Annotated in this window: 15 protein-coding genes, 1 tRNA gene and 1 other annotated feature (1 of these 17 only partly in view); of the genes, 14 read left to right on the top strand and 2 right to left on the bottom strand. The window is 30.2% G+C overall.

Annotated elements, in window-relative coordinates; all coding sequences use genetic code 11:
• Positions 1–104: a binding site (T-box leader), on the top strand; it begins 116 nt to the left of the window's first position.
• Between the two features lie 122 nt (positions 105–226).
• The 8 genes from epsC to N4A55_RS03940 all read left to right on the top strand — a co-directional run bounded on the left by epsC (position 227) and on the right by N4A55_RS03940 (position 6540).
• Positions 227–913, top strand: a complete 687-nt coding sequence (gene epsC / locus N4A55_RS03905; RefSeq protein ID WP_293754191.1) for a serine O-acetyltransferase EpsC — start codon at positions 227–229, stop codon at positions 911–913.
• A gap of 32 nt (positions 914–945) precedes the next feature.
• The gene (gene cysS / locus N4A55_RS03910; RefSeq protein WP_293754192.1) at positions 946–2349 is read left to right on the top strand and encodes a cysteine--tRNA ligase; all 1404 of its coding nucleotides are present in this window, start codon (positions 946–948) and stop codon (positions 2347–2349) included.
• Between the two features lie 21 nt (positions 2350–2370).
• Positions 2371–2793 carry a Mini-ribonuclease 3 gene (locus N4A55_RS03915; protein ID WP_293754193.1) on the top strand — a complete coding sequence of 141 codons (423 nt, stop codon included), beginning with the start codon at positions 2371–2373 and terminating at the stop codon, positions 2791–2793.
• Positions 2793–4394 carry a putative polysaccharide biosynthesis protein gene (locus tag N4A55_RS03920; protein ID WP_293754194.1) on the top strand — a complete coding sequence of 534 codons (1602 nt, stop codon included), beginning with the start codon at positions 2793–2795 and terminating at the stop codon, positions 4392–4394. The genes N4A55_RS03915 and N4A55_RS03920 overlap by 1 nt, the downstream gene beginning before the upstream one ends.
• 16 nt (positions 4395–4410) lie before the next feature.
• A complete protein-coding gene (gene rlmB / locus N4A55_RS03925) occupies positions 4411–5154 on the top strand; it encodes a 23S rRNA (guanosine(2251)-2'-O)-methyltransferase RlmB (RefSeq protein ID WP_293754195.1) in 744 nt (247 codons plus the stop codon).
• Between the two features lie 95 nt (positions 5155–5249).
• Complete coding sequence (locus tag N4A55_RS03930; RefSeq protein WP_293754196.1) at positions 5250–5762, top strand: NYN domain-containing protein; 513 nt, start codon at positions 5250–5252, stop codon at positions 5760–5762.
• Positions 5763–5779: 17 nt separating this feature from the next.
• Positions 5780–6421, top strand: coding sequence for an RNA polymerase sporulation sigma factor SigH (sigH, locus tag N4A55_RS03935; RefSeq protein ID WP_293754197.1), 642 nt, complete (start codon positions 5780–5782; stop codon positions 6419–6421).
• Positions 6422–6466: 45 nt separating this feature from the next.
• Positions 6467–6540 (top strand) — tRNA-Thr (locus tag N4A55_RS03940).
• Between the two features lie 122 nt (positions 6541–6662).
• Here N4A55_RS03940 and N4A55_RS03945 read toward each other — a convergent pair.
• Positions 6663–7628 carry a stalk domain-containing protein gene (locus N4A55_RS03945; protein ID WP_293754198.1) on the bottom strand — a complete coding sequence of 322 codons (966 nt, stop codon included), beginning with the start codon at positions 7626–7628 and terminating at the stop codon, positions 6663–6665.
• 382 nt (positions 7629–8010) lie between these two features.
• On the opposite strand from N4A55_RS03945, the gene N4A55_RS03950 reads away from it, so the two are divergent.
• On the top strand, positions 8011–8880 hold the full coding sequence (locus tag N4A55_RS03950) for a DUF2225 domain-containing protein (protein ID WP_293754199.1): 870 nt from the start codon (positions 8011–8013) through the stop codon (positions 8878–8880).
• Positions 8881–9026: 146 nt separating this feature from the next.
• Here the strand turns inward: N4A55_RS03950 and N4A55_RS03955 are convergent, their stop codons facing one another.
• Positions 9027–9752, bottom strand: coding sequence for a DUF6062 family protein (locus tag N4A55_RS03955; RefSeq protein WP_293754200.1), 726 nt, complete (start codon positions 9750–9752; stop codon positions 9027–9029).
• Between the two features lie 212 nt (positions 9753–9964).
• Between N4A55_RS03955 and N4A55_RS03960 the strand changes: the two genes are divergently transcribed.
• The 5 genes from N4A55_RS03960 to guaB all read left to right on the top strand — a co-directional run bounded on the left by N4A55_RS03960 (position 9965) and on the right by guaB (position 15597).
• Positions 9965–10843 carry a DNA-3-methyladenine glycosylase family protein gene (locus N4A55_RS03960; protein ID WP_293754201.1) on the top strand — a complete coding sequence of 293 codons (879 nt, stop codon included), beginning with the start codon at positions 9965–9967 and terminating at the stop codon, positions 10841–10843.
• A 342-nt stretch (positions 10844–11185) separates the two neighbouring features.
• Positions 11186–11470, top strand: a complete 285-nt coding sequence (gene groES / locus N4A55_RS03965) for a co-chaperone GroES (RefSeq protein ID WP_113674600.1) — start codon at positions 11186–11188, stop codon at positions 11468–11470.
• 48 nt (positions 11471–11518) lie between these two features.
• Positions 11519–13147 (top strand): chaperonin GroEL, encoded by a 1629-nt coding sequence (gene groL, locus N4A55_RS03970; protein WP_293754202.1) that lies wholly within the window; start codon positions 11519–11521, stop codon positions 13145–13147.
• 231 nt (positions 13148–13378) lie between these two features.
• Entirely contained in the window at positions 13379–13888 is a 510-nt protein-coding gene (locus N4A55_RS03975; protein WP_293754203.1) for a DUF6106 family protein, read from the top strand.
• A 257-nt stretch (positions 13889–14145) separates the two neighbouring features.
• Entirely contained in the window at positions 14146–15597 is a 1452-nt protein-coding gene (guaB, locus tag N4A55_RS03980) for an IMP dehydrogenase (RefSeq protein WP_293754204.1), read from the top strand.
• The last annotated feature ends 319 nt before the right edge of the window (positions 15598–15916 follow it).

A 15916-nucleotide genomic window follows, 5' to 3' on the forward strand; every position in this document is an offset into this window, starting at 1 on the left:
AAATAATAGTAGTTGGGTACGGTGCTGACCGTTATACAGCCTGAAGTTGGAATAATTATATTTATTCAAGAAGAGTGGAACCGCGGAATAACTTCGTCTCTTATTAATTAAGAGATGGAGTTTTTTTATTTCAGAATTATTGGATAGCTTTTTGTAAAAAAATTCTTTGAGTTTGTTATGTTACTGAGTCATTTGACTTAATATGTACAATAAGGAGTGTGATAGTATGGGATTGATAAAGTATATTAGAGAAGAGATAAATGTAATTAAAGATAGAGACCCAGCTATAAAATCTACATCAGAAATATTCCTTTATGGTAGTTTCAAAGCTATAATGAGTTACAGATTAGCTCATTCACTATTTAGAAAAAAACACTATTTTTTAGCTAGATGGGTTTCTCAAAGAGCGGCAAGAAAAACGGGAATAGAAATTCACCCGGGAGCCACAATTGGAAAAAATCTATTTATAGACCACGGACATGGAGTGGTCATAGGTGAAACTTGTGAGATTGGCGATAATGTGACAATATATCAAGGAGTTACACTAGGTGGAACAGGAAAAGAGCATGGAAAGAGACATCCAACTATTGGTAATAATGTTATGATAAGTGCAGGGGCTAAGGTATTAGGTTCATTCAAAATTGGTGACAACTGTAGAATAGGAGCAGGGTCAGTTGTGCTTAATGAAGTACCGCCTAACTGTACTGTTGTTGGTATACCGGCTAGAGTTGTTCGTAGAAACAATGAAAAAGTATCTCCCTGTGATACTCTCGACCAAACACATCTACCAGACCCTGTTAGAATGGAAATGTGCAAATTGTTAACGAGAATAGAACGATTAGAACAAAAGGTAGCATCAATACCACCTGAAGATTACTTCAAGTTATTTAACTGTGAAAAATTTAGCAGATAAAACATATTCTAATAGAGAAAGGAAAGGATAAAATGAAAATATATAATACTTTAACTAACAAAAAAGAGACATTTGAATCAATCGAGAAAGGCAAGGTAAGAATGTATGTTTGTGGTCCAACAGTATATAACTATATTCATATAGGAAATGCTAGACCATTAATAGTATTTGATACAGTCAGAAAATATTTTGAGTATAAAAATTATGAAGTTATTTATGTTTCTAACTTTACTGATATAGATGATAAAATAATTAAGAAAGCTAATGAAGAAGGGGTAGAGTATAGCGAGATATCAAATAAATATATGAAAGAATTTTTAATTGATTCTCAGGGATTGAATGTTAAACCAGCTACTATTTATCCAAAAGCAACTGAAGAAATAGATGATATGATCAAGATGATTGAGCAGTTAATTGAAAAAGGTTATGCTTACGAAGTTAATGGCAGTGTTTACTTTGAAACCAAAAAATTCAAATCTTATGGTAAGCTATCTAATAAGAATCAAGAGGACTTAGAAGCAGGTGCTAGAATTGCTGTTGATACTGAAAAGAGAAATCCAATGGACTTTGTTTTATGGAAGCCAAAGAAAGAAGGAGAGCCTGCATGGAAATCACCTTGGGGTGAAGGTAGACCTGGATGGCACATAGAGTGTTCAGTAATGGCTAAGAAATATCTTGGAGATAGTATTGATATACATGCCGGTGGAGAAGATCTTGTTTTTCCACACCATGAGAATGAAATAGCACAAAGTGAAGCTGTTAATGATAAGCAATTCTCTAAATACTGGATGCACAATAGATTTGTCAATGTAGATAATAAGAAGATGTCAAAATCTCTAGGCAATTTCTTCACAGTAAGAGAAATAGTTGATGAATTTTCTTATGATGTTATAAGATTCTTTATGCTGAATGTTCATTATAGAAGTCCTATCAATTTCAGTAGGGAGCTAATACAGGCTGCAGCTAACGGACTTGAAAGAATTAGGACTTGTAGAGATAATCTAGAGCATTTACAAAGGAATGCACAAATAGATGATTATAATGAAAAAGAATCCATATTCAATGAAGATAAAGAATTACAAAAATATAAAACAAAATTTGAAACTGCTATGGAGGATGACTTCAATACTGCAGATGCTATATCAGCTATATTCGAATTAGTAAAATTCGCTAATAAAAAAACTGATTCAGATTCTTCTGAAAAATTCATTCAAGATATTATTATACTAATTGATGAACTATGTGGTATACTAGGAATAGTAAGTAAGAAAAAGGAAATTCTACTAGATGAGGATATAAATGATCTAATTGAAAAAAGACAACAAGCTCGTAAAGATAGAGATTTCCCATTAGCAGATAAAATAAGAGATGATTTAAAAGACAAAGGCATTATTCTTGAAGACACACGTGAAGGTGTACGTTGGCATAGAGGGTAATAGGTTACTTATGAGAAAGGAATGGAATTAATGCAAGATTTTATTGACTACTTCAAAGATAGTCTTGATATAAAAGACGTAAATCCTAAGCAATATTCACCTTTAGTTCTTGCATATATTGGAGATAGTGTATATGATTTAATAATCAAATCAAAAGTTATAGCAGAAGGTAATTCACCTGTTAATAGACTACATAAAAAGACAAGTAATTATGTAAAAGCATCAGCTCAAGCAAAAATGTTCAGAGAAATTGAGGACATGTTGACCGAGGAAGAATTGAACATATATAAAAGAGGAAGAAATGCTAAGTCGGGTACAGTTCCTAAGAATGCTGATTTAATTGATTACAGAGTTGCAACTGGCCTTGAAGCATTAATTGGTTTTCTATATTTAGAGAATAGATTCAAAAGAATTATTGAATTGATTGTTAGAGGAGTAAAATAATGACTACACAAACGAAAACATTTGTAAAAGGGGCAATGATTCTTTCACTTGCAGGTTTGATCGCAAAGATATTTAGTGCTCTATATAGAATTCCTTTAGCTTACTTAGTTGGAACAGAAGGGATTGGATATTACACTACCGTGTATCCATTATATTCATTATTGGTCTCTGCATCTCTAGTAGGAATACCCAATGCCCTGTCAAAACTTACATCAGAGAAAATAGCTAAGGAAGATTATTATAATGCACATTATATTTATAAATACTCAATGATAATAATTACCATATTCGGTGCTTTTATATCATTGTTAATGGTACTTGGTGTAGATCAGATTATTAATATGGGGGATTGGCCAAGTGAATCTAGATATGTAATATTTGGACTAGCTGTATCTCCAATATTTATATCTATTACAGGAGCTTTCAAAGGATATTTTCAAGGTATGCAGATAATGGTACCTACTGCTATGACTCAGATAATAGAAAATATAACAAAAGTGGTATTAGGTATAGGTATTACTTATATGCTGATACAAATGAATCATAGTGTACCATATTCAGTAGGTGGAGCTGCACTTGGAACATCTCTTGGATTTTTAGTATCCACATTATTTATTATCTTGTATTATATTAAGAAAAGAAAAGATATAAATAAACAAGTAATGGCGACAGCAAGCAAGAACCACATCAGATTTGGTGAAGTCGCAAAAAAACTAATAGTAATTGCTATACCTATTACAATTGTTTCGGCTGCGTATTCTATAATGAATTTGATAGATTCTAGCACAATATATAAAAGGTTAGGTGCCATATTTATTGACAAGCAACAAGCTGTTGATATGTATGGACAGATGGGTAATGCTTTCACCATAGTCAATGTACCTTTGACAATAAGTTTAGCTCTTATGATTAGTATTGTTCCTGCTGTATCAGTTGCTGTAGCTAAGAGTAATAATTCTGATTTAGTAGCTAAGATAAAATTAGCAATAAGATTTGCTCTTTTACTTGCTTTACCCGCTGCAGTGGGACTCTTTTTACTAGCTGAACCAATAATGGAATTATTATATCCAACTTCTACAGGATATGAATATCTTATGTTATATGCTATCTGCTTAATATTTATAATATTAGGACAGGCGTTAGCAGGTATACTACAAGGAATGGGTAAATATTTTTTTCCATTAGCATCCCTTGCAATAAGTGTAGTTATAAAAATTATAATAAACTATTCTCTAGTAGCAAGTGATCTACAATTAAAAGGAGCAATTATAGGCTCAATATGCTATTATGTGGTATATGTCCTATTAAATTACTTGATGATAAAGAGACAAACTAAACTGAAACTTAATGTTATCAAGATAATTATTAAACCCTTATTATCAGCAGGAATTATGGGATTAGGTGTTTATGTAATTTATCAAGGTATGTATAAGCTTATTAATAGCAATGCAATATCAACTCTTCTAGCAATTGTATCTGGTATGATTATATATATATTTATGCTGATATTGACTAGAACTTTGCAAGAAGAAGATTTTGTATTTATCCCTAATAATAAAAAAATAACACGAAAACTTAAAAGCATGAAACTTATTAAATGACAAGAGAGGAATAGCAATGGAAAATAATGATTTGATTCTAGAAGGAAGAAATGCTGTAACAGAAGCATTAAAAGCTGATAGAAGTATAGATAAGATTTTTATTATAGATGGTAAACATGATGGACCAATAAAAAAGATAGTCTCTGAGGCTAGAAAAAAGAACATAATCGTGAATTTTGTAAGTAAAGATAAATTAAATGATATTTCAGTAACTAAAAAGAATCAAGGAGTCATAGCTTATGCAGCAGCATATGATTATGTTGAAGTAAAAGATATGATACAATATGCTAACGATAAAGGTGAAGCACCTTTTATATTAATTCTTGATAGCATTGAAGATCCACATAATCTAGGAGCTATACTAAGAACCGCTAATATTGCTGGAGTTCATGGGGTAATAATACCTAAGAGAAGAGCTGTAGGATTGACAGCTACTGTTGCTAAAACATCAGCTGGTGCTATAGAGCATACTAGAGTAGCTAGAGTAACCAATGTTGCTAGAACTATTGATGAACTAAAAAAAGAGGGTTTTTGGATAGCTTGTGCTGATATGGATGGAGAACTTATGTATAATGTTGATTTGAAGGGTTCTCTTGCTATAGTTATTGGTAACGAAGGCGAAGGAGTATCAAGGAATGTGAAAGAAAAATGTGACTTTATAGTTAAAGTACCAATGAAAGGTGAGATAACTTCTCTTAATGCTTCAGTTGCAGCAGGAATATTAACATATGAAGCTCTAAGGCAAAGAGATTATGACTAGACTCTATAAAATTATCTATTGTAATTACATTTACAAACTAAAAATTATATAGTATACTAAAATATGCTTTCAAATTAAAGGAAGGCGGATATGTTTTGACACGAGAATTTTTATTAGTAGATGGTTACAATATTATTTATGCTTGGGACAAGCTGAAAAGGGCAGTAGAAGAAGAAAGCTTAGAGATTGCCAGAAAAAAATTATTGGATATAATGTCCAATTATCAGGGATATAAAAAAATCGAAGTTATAGTTGTATTTGATGCACATAGAGTAAAAGGAACTAGGAAAATAGAGAAATACAATAATATAGATGTAGTATTTACAAAGGAAGTTGAGACAGCGGATCATTATATTGAAAAAGTTGCTCATTCAATAGGTAGAGATTATCGAGTAAGAGTTGCTACATCTGATGGTCTAGAACAAACTATAATACTAGGAAAAGGTGCAAGTCGTATATCAGCTAGAGAATTACATAATGAAGTTAATATGATAGAAAGTGATATTCGTAAGAATTTCATTGAAAAAGTTCAAATTGATAATAATCGTTTAGAAGGTCACCTAGACCCTAAAGTTTTAGAGTGGATGGAAAAGATGCGTAGAGAATGATAGAGGGGTTGATGTAGTTGGATTATGCTACTTGGTACGACGATTCATATGTTACGTATTCAGATGAACAACTTGTGGGATTAGTGAGAGATGGGGATAATGAAGCACTTGATTATTTAATGAACAAGTACAAGATTTTAGTTGAAAAAAAAGCAAAGTCATATTTTTTAATTGGCGCTAGTAGAGATGATATTATTCAAGAAGGCATGATTGGACTCTTTAAAGCAATTCGGGATTTTAAAGAAGAAAAAACTGCGTCCTTTTATTCTTTTGCAGATTTATGCGTAACCAGACAGATTATATCAGCTGTAAAAGCATCAACAAGGCAGAAACATCTCCCATTAAATTCATATATATCATTGAATAAACCTTCTTATGAAGAAGAGAATGATAAAACAACTTTAATAGATAAGATGCCTTCAAGAAAAATAATTAATCCAGAAGATTTATTGATAGGACAAGAGAATCTAAGTATTATTGAGCATGAACTTAATGAGAGACTTAGTAAACTGGAAAAAGAAGTTTTACAAAGTTATATATATGGAAAAAGCTATGTTGAGATTGCTAGGAATCTAAAAAGACCAGTAAAATCAATAGATAATGCTTTGCAGAGAATTAAGAAAAAGGTTGAACTTATTTTAATTGAAAAGGGAGTATAATAATACTTGACAAATACTATTAAATATTATAAAATTAGCCAGTATGCTGGAGTAACTCAGTTCGGTAGAGTACTTGCATGGTAAGCAAGAAGTCGGCAGTTCAAGTCTGCTCTTCAGCTTTCATATGTGTTGTAGGTTAAAAAAATAGACTTAGTTATATTATACTAAGTCTATTTTGATATGTTTGACACTATTTATTTATAATATCATATCATGTATAAGTTATTAGGCAATTAATTATTTAATCACATACTTGTAATAAGTGTAAATCAATTTCTAATGCATGTGTTTGAGGCGGTATTGAAAAAGTCATAAAATTGCTATGTTTTACGAGCAAAATATCTCCTTTTTTTATATCTTTAATACTTGATTTTTCTCCCGTGGATTGATCAGTAATTTTAGTTTCTTCGTTAACATAGAAAATAATTACCTCTTTATCTCCATATTCTACAGTAAGCATATGTCCATCTTTAGTTTTTTTGATTTCAGATACCGTGCCTTCTACGATATTTTCATTTACTATATTAATTCTATAAGCATATGTTTGAGGAGGTAAAGACCTAGTCATAATTGAGTCATGTAGAACTAATAATTTGTCTCCCTCTTTTATATCTTCAACACTTAATTCTTTTTCAGTTGATGGGTCTACGATTTTAGTATCTTTATTAACAAGAAATATTATGCTATCCTCTCCATATTTAACAGTAATCATATGCCCATTTTTTGTTTCTAGAATGTTACTTACATTACCATCTACTTTATTTCTTTCAAAAATATCAAAAGCATCTTGGTTAAGTATTTCCTCAAAGAATTCTACAGGTACATAAGTTGAATCATTTACTATTTCAGGAGCTATACCTAGTGGAAATGGAGTTGCTTTGCCTTTGAAATAAGCGTCTTTACCTATTGATATAGATGTCCATATATTATCTTTTGAAACCTCTACAGAACGTGTCTTGCCAATCCATTTAACATCATAGCCTAATCTTTCACATGTAAGTCTAAGTGGCAACATTAAATACCCGTCTTTTTGATAAGATAAACCTTCTACTCCTATATTGGTATTAATTAAAACAGGTTTTTCCAATGTCACCTCATTATTATAGCAAATTATTTTTTGGTCTGTCATCGCTTGTGAAGTCATTCCTGCTCCTAGTGTTAATACTCCTGCCAAAGCTAATGCAACATATTTTTTTTTGTATTTCATATTATAATTTTCCTTTCTTTTCAATGTTTGTATGTCTATTAGACGAACTAAATTGTAAAAAGTTCCATATTTATAATACAATATCTAATAAAAATAAGCTAGTATCAGATTGAATAATAGTCCCTATAAATAGACAATATTTTATTTATTTATATTTTTTTTTAAAAATACTATTAAATTATTATGTATAGGTCTATGAAATTTTTACATATTATGATATTATATACTAATAAAGAAAAAAATAGGTAGAACAAAAATATAATATTACATTTCCTAATGTATTTTTTCTTGTGCTTATAATTAAAACATATCTTAAAAAAGATGATAACATAAGAAATACTCAATTGATTCTAATATACCACAATAGAAAAGGTGTAATTTTATGAGTGATATATTTTCTGGACTAGAAAAACTAGGATTTAACAATATAAAAACTATGGATATATTTGAAGATGAAAAAAAGAAGAGAGCTAAAATGAAAATAAAAAAAACGTCTAAAATTTCAGCAATAGATTTACTTTATGATAGAAAAGTATTATGCCCGGTTTGTGGTGAAAAATTTATTACTAGAACGGTAAGAGCAGGTAAAGCTAAATTATTGTCTATTGATACAGATCTAAGACCTAAATATGATATTATCACTCCTTATGTGTATGATGTTATCCTTTGTAATTGCTGTGGGTATGCGGCTCTAAGTAAGTTTTTTAAAAAGATAACTGTTACACAGTCAGATTGGATTAGAAAACAGATAGCTAATACCTATAGAGGACGACAATACCCAGATGAATATACGTATGAAGTAGCTATTGAAAGGTACAAATTAGCATTACTTAGTGCCGTAGTGAAAAAAGTGAAAGCAAGTGAAAAAGCTTATATATGTCTTAAGATTGCTTGGTTATACAGATGTTATTCTGAAGAATTATTACAAAATGAGAATCATTCTAATGAATTAATAGAAAATAACCGTAAAAATGAAATGATTTTTATAGAAAAAGCCTATGAAGGATTTATTAATACATATGAAAACGAAGATTTTCCAGTATGTGGTATGAATGAAATGACAGTAATGTATTTAATTGGTGATTTAGCTAGAAAGTTAGGCAAATTGGATGAATCAACTAAATGGGTATCAAAAGTGATAGTATCAAGAACAGCTAATGAGAGATTGAAAGATAAAGCTAGAAATATTAAAGCTCTTGTTAAACAACAGAAAATGATAAATGCTAAAAATAATATTGAAGTTGATGATTAAATTTTAATAATAAACATGAAATAGGATTATATATTTTACGTTAATATCAAGGAAGATAGATAAGGTTTAATGGTATATATATAACCTTATCTTCCAAATTTGTACCATACTAAAAACTACTATATTAACACCTTAAATAAGTTAAATCAATTAACATTGAGGCTGTTTATTTTTAATATAGTTCTTATTAGAGCGTCTTTAGAATTTTTCCAAGGTTCATCTACAAATCTGTAATCATTTTTCTGAATAAACCAATCTAAGTCTTCTTTTAAACGGTTAAGATTATCTATTTCAACTGATATTATGATATCAAGGAATGATTCGAGCTGAGAATCATTCAGATATTTTGGTGCTTCATTATAAAGTAATGCAAAATGGTTCAAGCAAAATCCTTTACTTGATTTGATTAAATCAAGTAAAGAATTATCTTTTTTTATTAGATAGAAAAACGTATCAGTATATTTCTGAAAGGTAGATTCTATTCTATGGCATATATAACAACTTGATTCCTTTTCTTTTAGATAGGTAAAAAGTTTTGTGTCTAATTTATCATTTTTTGAAAAAAGCTTTTTCTTTGATTTTGGATTGCCAGATGAAATAAGATTTTTAATTTCTTTTTGTAAATTATCAAGATGACTGTTAAGCATAAGGGCAAGACCTAATCTGTTTTTGTTGGTGTACATCTTAGTTAAATGTTCTTTGCAAAATCCAAGATTATTAGTTTTTTCCCTTACATCTGTTTCCATATAAGATGGACCTAGTACAAATTGAATTGTATTTTCCTCTAGGGTCTTGTACATATTGCAAAAAGGACATTCTCCTTCTTCTTTAAATGAATCGATTACAGGAATTGTATATATTTTTTCTTTCATTTTTACACCCACTTGTTTTATAATATATTTTATGATATAGAAGCAGGGAGCTTCTTTATAAGTATATGGAATATATTGAGTATAGCATAGATATGGGATAAGTGATAGAGTTTATTAGATAGATAAGTTTAATTAAGGAAATATATTAACTTATTGAAATGGATGTATTGATGTTAAGTTAGAATATATAGATTATCTTAGGAGGAAAAATAATGGAATATATTGTAGAAAATAATAATATACTAGTTAATGATTATCTTGATTTTGATATTGAACATATCTTAGAATGTGGTCAATGTTTTAGATTTTATAAAAAATCTCACAAAGATTATTTGTTAATTGCTTATGATAAGATATTAAGAATTACTCAAGGGGATAATAAAATCATTTTTCATAATACAAATACAAATGATTTTGATACAATATGGACGAATTATTTTGATTTGGATAGAGATTATGGGGATATTAAGAAAGTACTAAGTGACATAGATGAACATTTACATAAGGCAGTTTCAGAAAAAGGTGGTATAAGAATTTTACAACAGGATACATGGGAAACTCTTATATCATTTATCATATCTCAAAATAAAAACATTGCACATATTAAAATATTAATAGAAGAGCTATCAAATAAATACGGTACTTATATTGGGGAAGAAGATAGTGTTAAATACTATTCTTTTCCTACTATAGAACAATTATCAGCCGCAAGTGAACAAGACCTAAGAGATCTGAAAGTTGGTTTTAGAGCACCATATATTGTTGATGCGTGTAAAAAAGTTATTAACAATGAAGTAGATTTGGTTGGTTTGGCTTCCTTAGAGATTATAGAAGCTAAGAATGAATTGATGAAAATCAAAGGGGTTGGTCCAAAAGTAGCAGATTGTGTATTACTCTTTGGAGCTAAGAGATATGAAGTATTTCCTACTGATGTTTGGGTTAAAAGAATAATGGAGCATTATTATTTTAATAAGGATACAAAAATAAAAATGATACATGAATTTGCGGTAGAACATTATGGAACCATAGCAGGATTTGCACAGCAATTCCTATTTTATTATGCTAGGGATTTCAAGATTGGCAAAAAATGATAATTAAGGTGTATAAACCTTAGTACTAATGGTGAAAATATATATTAGCTATGACACAAATTATAGACTATAATACAGAGATAAAACAAATATCTTCCGTGATTATAATCAAGGGATATATGTATCTAAACTAAAAAATAATGAAAATAAGAGTAAATTGAAGAAAACAAGAGTATAAAAAAGAAAAAACGAGCTGATACTATATAACGGATGAAAATGGTTAAAATAAACATTTGCAATTAATTGCCTATTTTAATAATATATACCTTGAGATTAGCACTCGATTAAAGAGAGTGCTAACAAAAGAAAATATGAAAGATAATTATAAGGAGGTAAATAAATATGAAATTAGTACCTTTAGGAGACAGAGTAGTAATTAAACAATTAGAGGCAGAACAAGTAACTAAATCAGGTATCGTATTACCTACTGGAGCAAAGGAAAAGCCACAAGAAGCAGAAGTAGTTGCCGTAGGACCAGGTGGAATGGTTGAAGGAAAAGAAGTGAAGATGGAAGTTAAAGTAGGAGATAAGATTATCTATTCAAAATATGCTGGTACAGAAGTTAAACTAGAAGATAATGAGTATATCATTGTTAAGCAAAGTGATATATTAGCAATAGTTGAATAAACATTGAATTGAAATAAAGAAAACAAAGAAAATAAGGAGGGCTACATAATGGCTAAAGAAATTAAATTTGGTGCAAGTGCAAGAGCTGCATTAGAAGCAGGAGTTAACCAATTAGCAGATACAGTAAAAGTAACACTAGGACCAAAAGGAAGAAATGTTGTTTTAGATAAAAAATTCGGTACACCACTTATTACTAATGATGGTGTTACAATAGCAAAAGAAATTGAATTAGAAGATGCTTTTGAAAACATGGGTGCACAACTTGTGAAAGAAGTTGCAACTAAGACTAATGATGTTGCAGGTGACGGAACTACTACTGCTACAGTATTAGCACAATCAATGATTCAAGAAGGAATCAAGAACATAGCAGCAGGAGCTAATCCTATTATTCTTAGAAGAGGTATGAAAGAAGCTACTAAGAAAACAGTAGAAGCTATCCAAGAAATGAGCAGTACATTAACTGGAAAAGACCAAATTGCAAAAGTTGCTGCAATTTCAGCTGGTGATGAAGAAGTAGGACAATTAATCGCTGATGCAATGGAAAAAGTTTCTAATGATGGAGTTATCACTATTGAAGAATCAAAAACAATGGAAACTGAACTTGAATTAGTTGAAGGTATGCAATTTGATAGAGGTTATTTATCACCTTATATGGCAACAGACATGGATAAGATGGTTGCTGACTTAGATAATCCATACATCTTAATTACAGATAAGAAAATCAGTAATATTCAAGAGATATTACCTATTCTTGAGCAAATAATCCAATCAGGATCTAAGTTATTAATCATTGCTGAAGATGTAGAAGGCGAAGCTTTAGCTACATTAGTTCTTAACCGTTTAAGAGGAACATTCAGTGTTGTAGCTGTTAAAGCTCCTGGTTTTGGTGATAGAAGAAAAGCAATGCTTCAAGATATAGCAATCTTAACAGGTGGTACTGTTATCTCAGAAGAAGTAGGTCTTGATCTTAAAGAGACTACTATAGAGATGCTTGGTAAAGCAAAATCTGTTAAAGTACAAAAAGAAAACACTATAATCGTAGATGGTGCTGGCGCTAAAGAAGATATTGATGCTAGAGTTAGCCAAATCAGAGCTCAAATAGAAGAAACAACTTCTGAATTTGATAAAGAGAAATTACAAGAAAGATTAGCTAAGATGGCTGGTGGAGTTGCTGTAATCAAAGTTGGAGCAGCAACAGAAACAGAAATGCAAGAAAAGAAATTACGTATGGAAGATGCTTTAGCAGCAACAAGAGCAGCAGTAGAAGAAGGTATTGTTGCAGGTGGTGGAACTTCTTATATCCACGCTTCAAAAGAAGTTGCTAAATTATTAGATAATGCTGAAGGTGATGAAAAGACTGGTATTAATATTATCCTTAAAGCATTAGAATCTCCACTTCGTCAGATTGTTACTAATGCAGGACTTGAAGGGTCTGTAGTTGTAAATAAAGTAAAAGAAGCAAATGATGACATTGGATTCAATGCTCTAACTGAAGAATATGTTGATATGGTTGCAACAGGCATCATTGATCCAACAAAAGTAACTAGAAGTGCTCTTCAAAATGCTACTTCTGTAGCTTCAACTTTACTTACAACAGAATCAGTTGTTGCAGATATAAAAGAAGATGAACCAGTAATGCCAATGGGCGGTGGAGCTCCAGGAATGGGCATGATGTAATTAAATAAATAATAATTTTTAAAAAGCCATCAGTTAACGCTGATGGTTTTTGTGATTTTATACAATATATGTTTTATATTTAATGAAAGATTCTATATTAGGAATTAAAGGTATTCAGTTTTTATGGTTGTATAGTGAAGAGTATTGTTATATAATGGATGTAATTGTACAATATATTCATTAATTATTATTTTACAGCGTAGATAGCAATTTAATCATAGGAGGAAAAATATGGGTGATATATTTAATGAACAATTAGTTAAAAAAAGCAATTCTCTAAAAGATAATCTTATGAGAGTAGCGATAATTATTGGTGCTATAGTGTTAATTATGGTCTGTTCGATAATACCTATTTTAGTAGGTTTTCTTATACCTATAGCGATGGTTCTAATATTTGGAGCAATTTTCTTGATGAGAAGGCTTAACGTAGAGTTTGAGTATATTTTTACAAGCGGGGATTTGGATATTGATAAAATCTTCAACAAGAATAAAAGAAAAAAATTCATATCTATTGATGTAAGGAAAATAGAGATTATGGCACCAGTTAATAGTAAGGATTATGCTAGTCAATTGTCAAATTACGAAAAGGTTATTGATTGTAGTAGTGGTACTAATAGCAACAATACTTACGCAGCAATGATAGTTAGAAATGGTAAAAGAGAAAAACTTATTCTTGAACCTAATGAAAAAATGTTAAAAGCCATAAAAAAATATATTCCAAGAAAAATAATGCAGTACTAAAAAATATTTAACAAAATTAATAATTAATGTTGACAAATAAGAGGATTTTTGTTAAACTCACAAAATATATATTATTAAGTAGTAGGAGTTACCTATAGTTATCATATTATTTCCTGCTATAAAATAAAGAGGTTAGGGATAATGTATTCCTAATCTTTAATAATAAATAATTATATTTCTATTATTATAAATATAAAGATTATCTATAACTAATACTATCAAAAAATATGAGTAGAGAAAAGAAAGAGAGGATTACAATGCATAAGATTGTGAGCGAAGGAATAACTTTTGATGACGTATTATTAATACCAGCACATTCTAAGGTGCTTCCTAATCAAGTAGATGTTTCTACTAATTTGACTAAAAAAATTAAATTGAATATTCCATTTATGAGTGCGGGTATGGATACTGTAACTGAATCAAGAATGGCCATAGCTATGGCTAGACAAGGTGGAATAGGAATAATTCACAAAAATATGTCTATTAGTGGGCAAGCAGAAGAAGTAGATAAAGTAAAAAGATCTGAAAATGGTGTAATAACAGACCCTTTCTTTTTATCCCCAGAACATTATGTATATGAAGCAAACGCATTAATGGCTAAATATAGAATATCAGGAGTTCCTATTACTGAGGGAAGAAAACTTGTAGGAATACTTACAAATAGAGATTTAAGATTCGAAACTGATTTTAATAAAAAGATCAAAGAAGTAATGACTAGTGAAAACTTGATTACAGCTCCTGTTGGTACAACTCTTAATGAAGCAAAAGAAATAATGGGACTTCATAGAATTGAAAAACTTCCATTAACTGATGCTGAAGGAAATCTCTCAGGACTTATTACTATAAAAGATATAGAAAAAGCTATTAAATACCCACAATCAGCAAAAGATAGGCAAGGAAGATTATTAGTAGGTGCAGCAGTGGGTGTTACAAAAGATTATATGGATAGAATAGATGCATTAGTTAAAGCTAGTGTAGACGTAATAGTTGTTGATACAGCTCATGGTCATTCAGAAGGAGTAATCAATACAGTTAAAGGAATAAAAGAAAGATATCCGGAACTTCAACTTATAGCTGGTAATGTTGCTACAGCAGAAGCAACAAAAGATTTGATTGCAGTTGGCGTAGATGCAGTAAAAGTAGGTATTGGTCCTGGTTCAATATGTACAACACGGGTAGTATCAGGAGTAGGGGTACCACAGATTACAGCTATCTATGATTGTGCAGAAGCTGCAAAAGAATCTGGAGTACCTATTATTGCTGATGGTGGTATAAAATATTCTGGTGACGTAGTTAAAGCTATTGCAGCAGGTGGTAATGTATGTATGATGGGTAGTCTATTTGCTGGTTGTGAAGAAAGCCCTGGAGATACTGAACTATATCAAGGAAGAAAATATAAGGTATATAGAGGAATGGGTTCACTTGGTGCAATGGAAAAAGGAAGTAAGGATAGATATTTCCAAGAAGATGCTAAGAAATTAGTTCCTGAAGGAGTAGAAGGAAGAGTAGCTTATAAAGGTCCTGTAGAAGATACAATCTATCAAATGCTTGGTGGATTAAGGGCTGGAATGGGATACTGTGGTACCAAAACTATTAATGATCTTAGAGAAGATGGTAGATTTACAAAAATAACAAGCGCTTCCTTAAAAGAAAGTCATCCTCATGATATTCAAATAACTAAAGAAGCTCCAAATTATAGTGTTAGCTAATAGAATGTAGATATAGAATAATAACTGCCTTGAATAATTTTAATAAATTATTCAGGGCTTTTTTTTATATAGATATGACTTTACATAGATTTAACATAAGCATTATATTGCTTTAACAGATAGGTGTTACATTATATATGTATTAAATAAAAAAAAATAAAAAATAAATTATTGTATTAATAAATAATCTCTCGGAATCTTGAGAGATCATGTCAGCAAAGCTGACAAAAGCACTTTGACAAGTAAATATTGTCTGAATTACAAATAAAAGTAGAAAAATGGGTAAAAGAAATAGACATAACTGCTGTTATGCTTTAAA

Origin of the sequence: Vallitalea sp. (assembly GCF_025211055.1) — a bacterium.
In the GTDB taxonomy this organism is placed as follows: Bacteria; Bacillota; Clostridia; order Lachnospirales; family Vallitaleaceae; genus Vallitalea.

Coding starts and splice junctions, on each gene's coding strand:
- epsC (WP_293754191.1), top strand. CDS start 227: ATGGGATTGATAAAGTATATTAGAGAAGAGATAAATGTAATTAAAGAT.
- cysS (WP_293754192.1), top strand. CDS start 946: ATGAAAATATATAATACTTTAACTAACAAAAAAGAGACATTTGAATCA.
- N4A55_RS03915 (WP_293754193.1), top strand. CDS start 2,371: ATGGAATTAATGCAAGATTTTATTGACTACTTCAAAGATAGTCTTGAT.
- N4A55_RS03920 (WP_293754194.1), top strand. CDS start 2,793: ATGACTACACAAACGAAAACATTTGTAAAAGGGGCAATGATTCTTTCA.
- rlmB (WP_293754195.1), top strand. CDS start 4,411: ATGGAAAATAATGATTTGATTCTAGAAGGAAGAAATGCTGTAACAGAA.
- N4A55_RS03945 (WP_293754198.1), bottom strand. CDS start 7,628: ATGAAATACAAAAAAAAATATGTTGCATTAGCTTTGGCAGGAGTATTA.
- N4A55_RS03950 (WP_293754199.1), top strand. CDS start 8,011: ATGAGTGATATATTTTCTGGACTAGAAAAACTAGGATTTAACAATATA.
- N4A55_RS03955 (WP_293754200.1), bottom strand. CDS start 9,752: ATGAAAGAAAAAATATATACAATTCCTGTAATCGATTCATTTAAAGAA.
- N4A55_RS03960 (WP_293754201.1), top strand. CDS start 9,965: ATGGAATATATTGTAGAAAATAATAATATACTAGTTAATGATTATCTT.
- groES (WP_113674600.1), top strand. CDS start 11,186: ATGAAATTAGTACCTTTAGGAGACAGAGTAGTAATTAAACAATTAGAG.
- groL (WP_293754202.1), top strand. CDS start 11,519: ATGGCTAAAGAAATTAAATTTGGTGCAAGTGCAAGAGCTGCATTAGAA.
- N4A55_RS03975 (WP_293754203.1), top strand. CDS start 13,379: ATGGGTGATATATTTAATGAACAATTAGTTAAAAAAAGCAATTCTCTA.
- guaB (WP_293754204.1), top strand. CDS start 14,146: ATGCATAAGATTGTGAGCGAAGGAATAACTTTTGATGACGTATTATTA.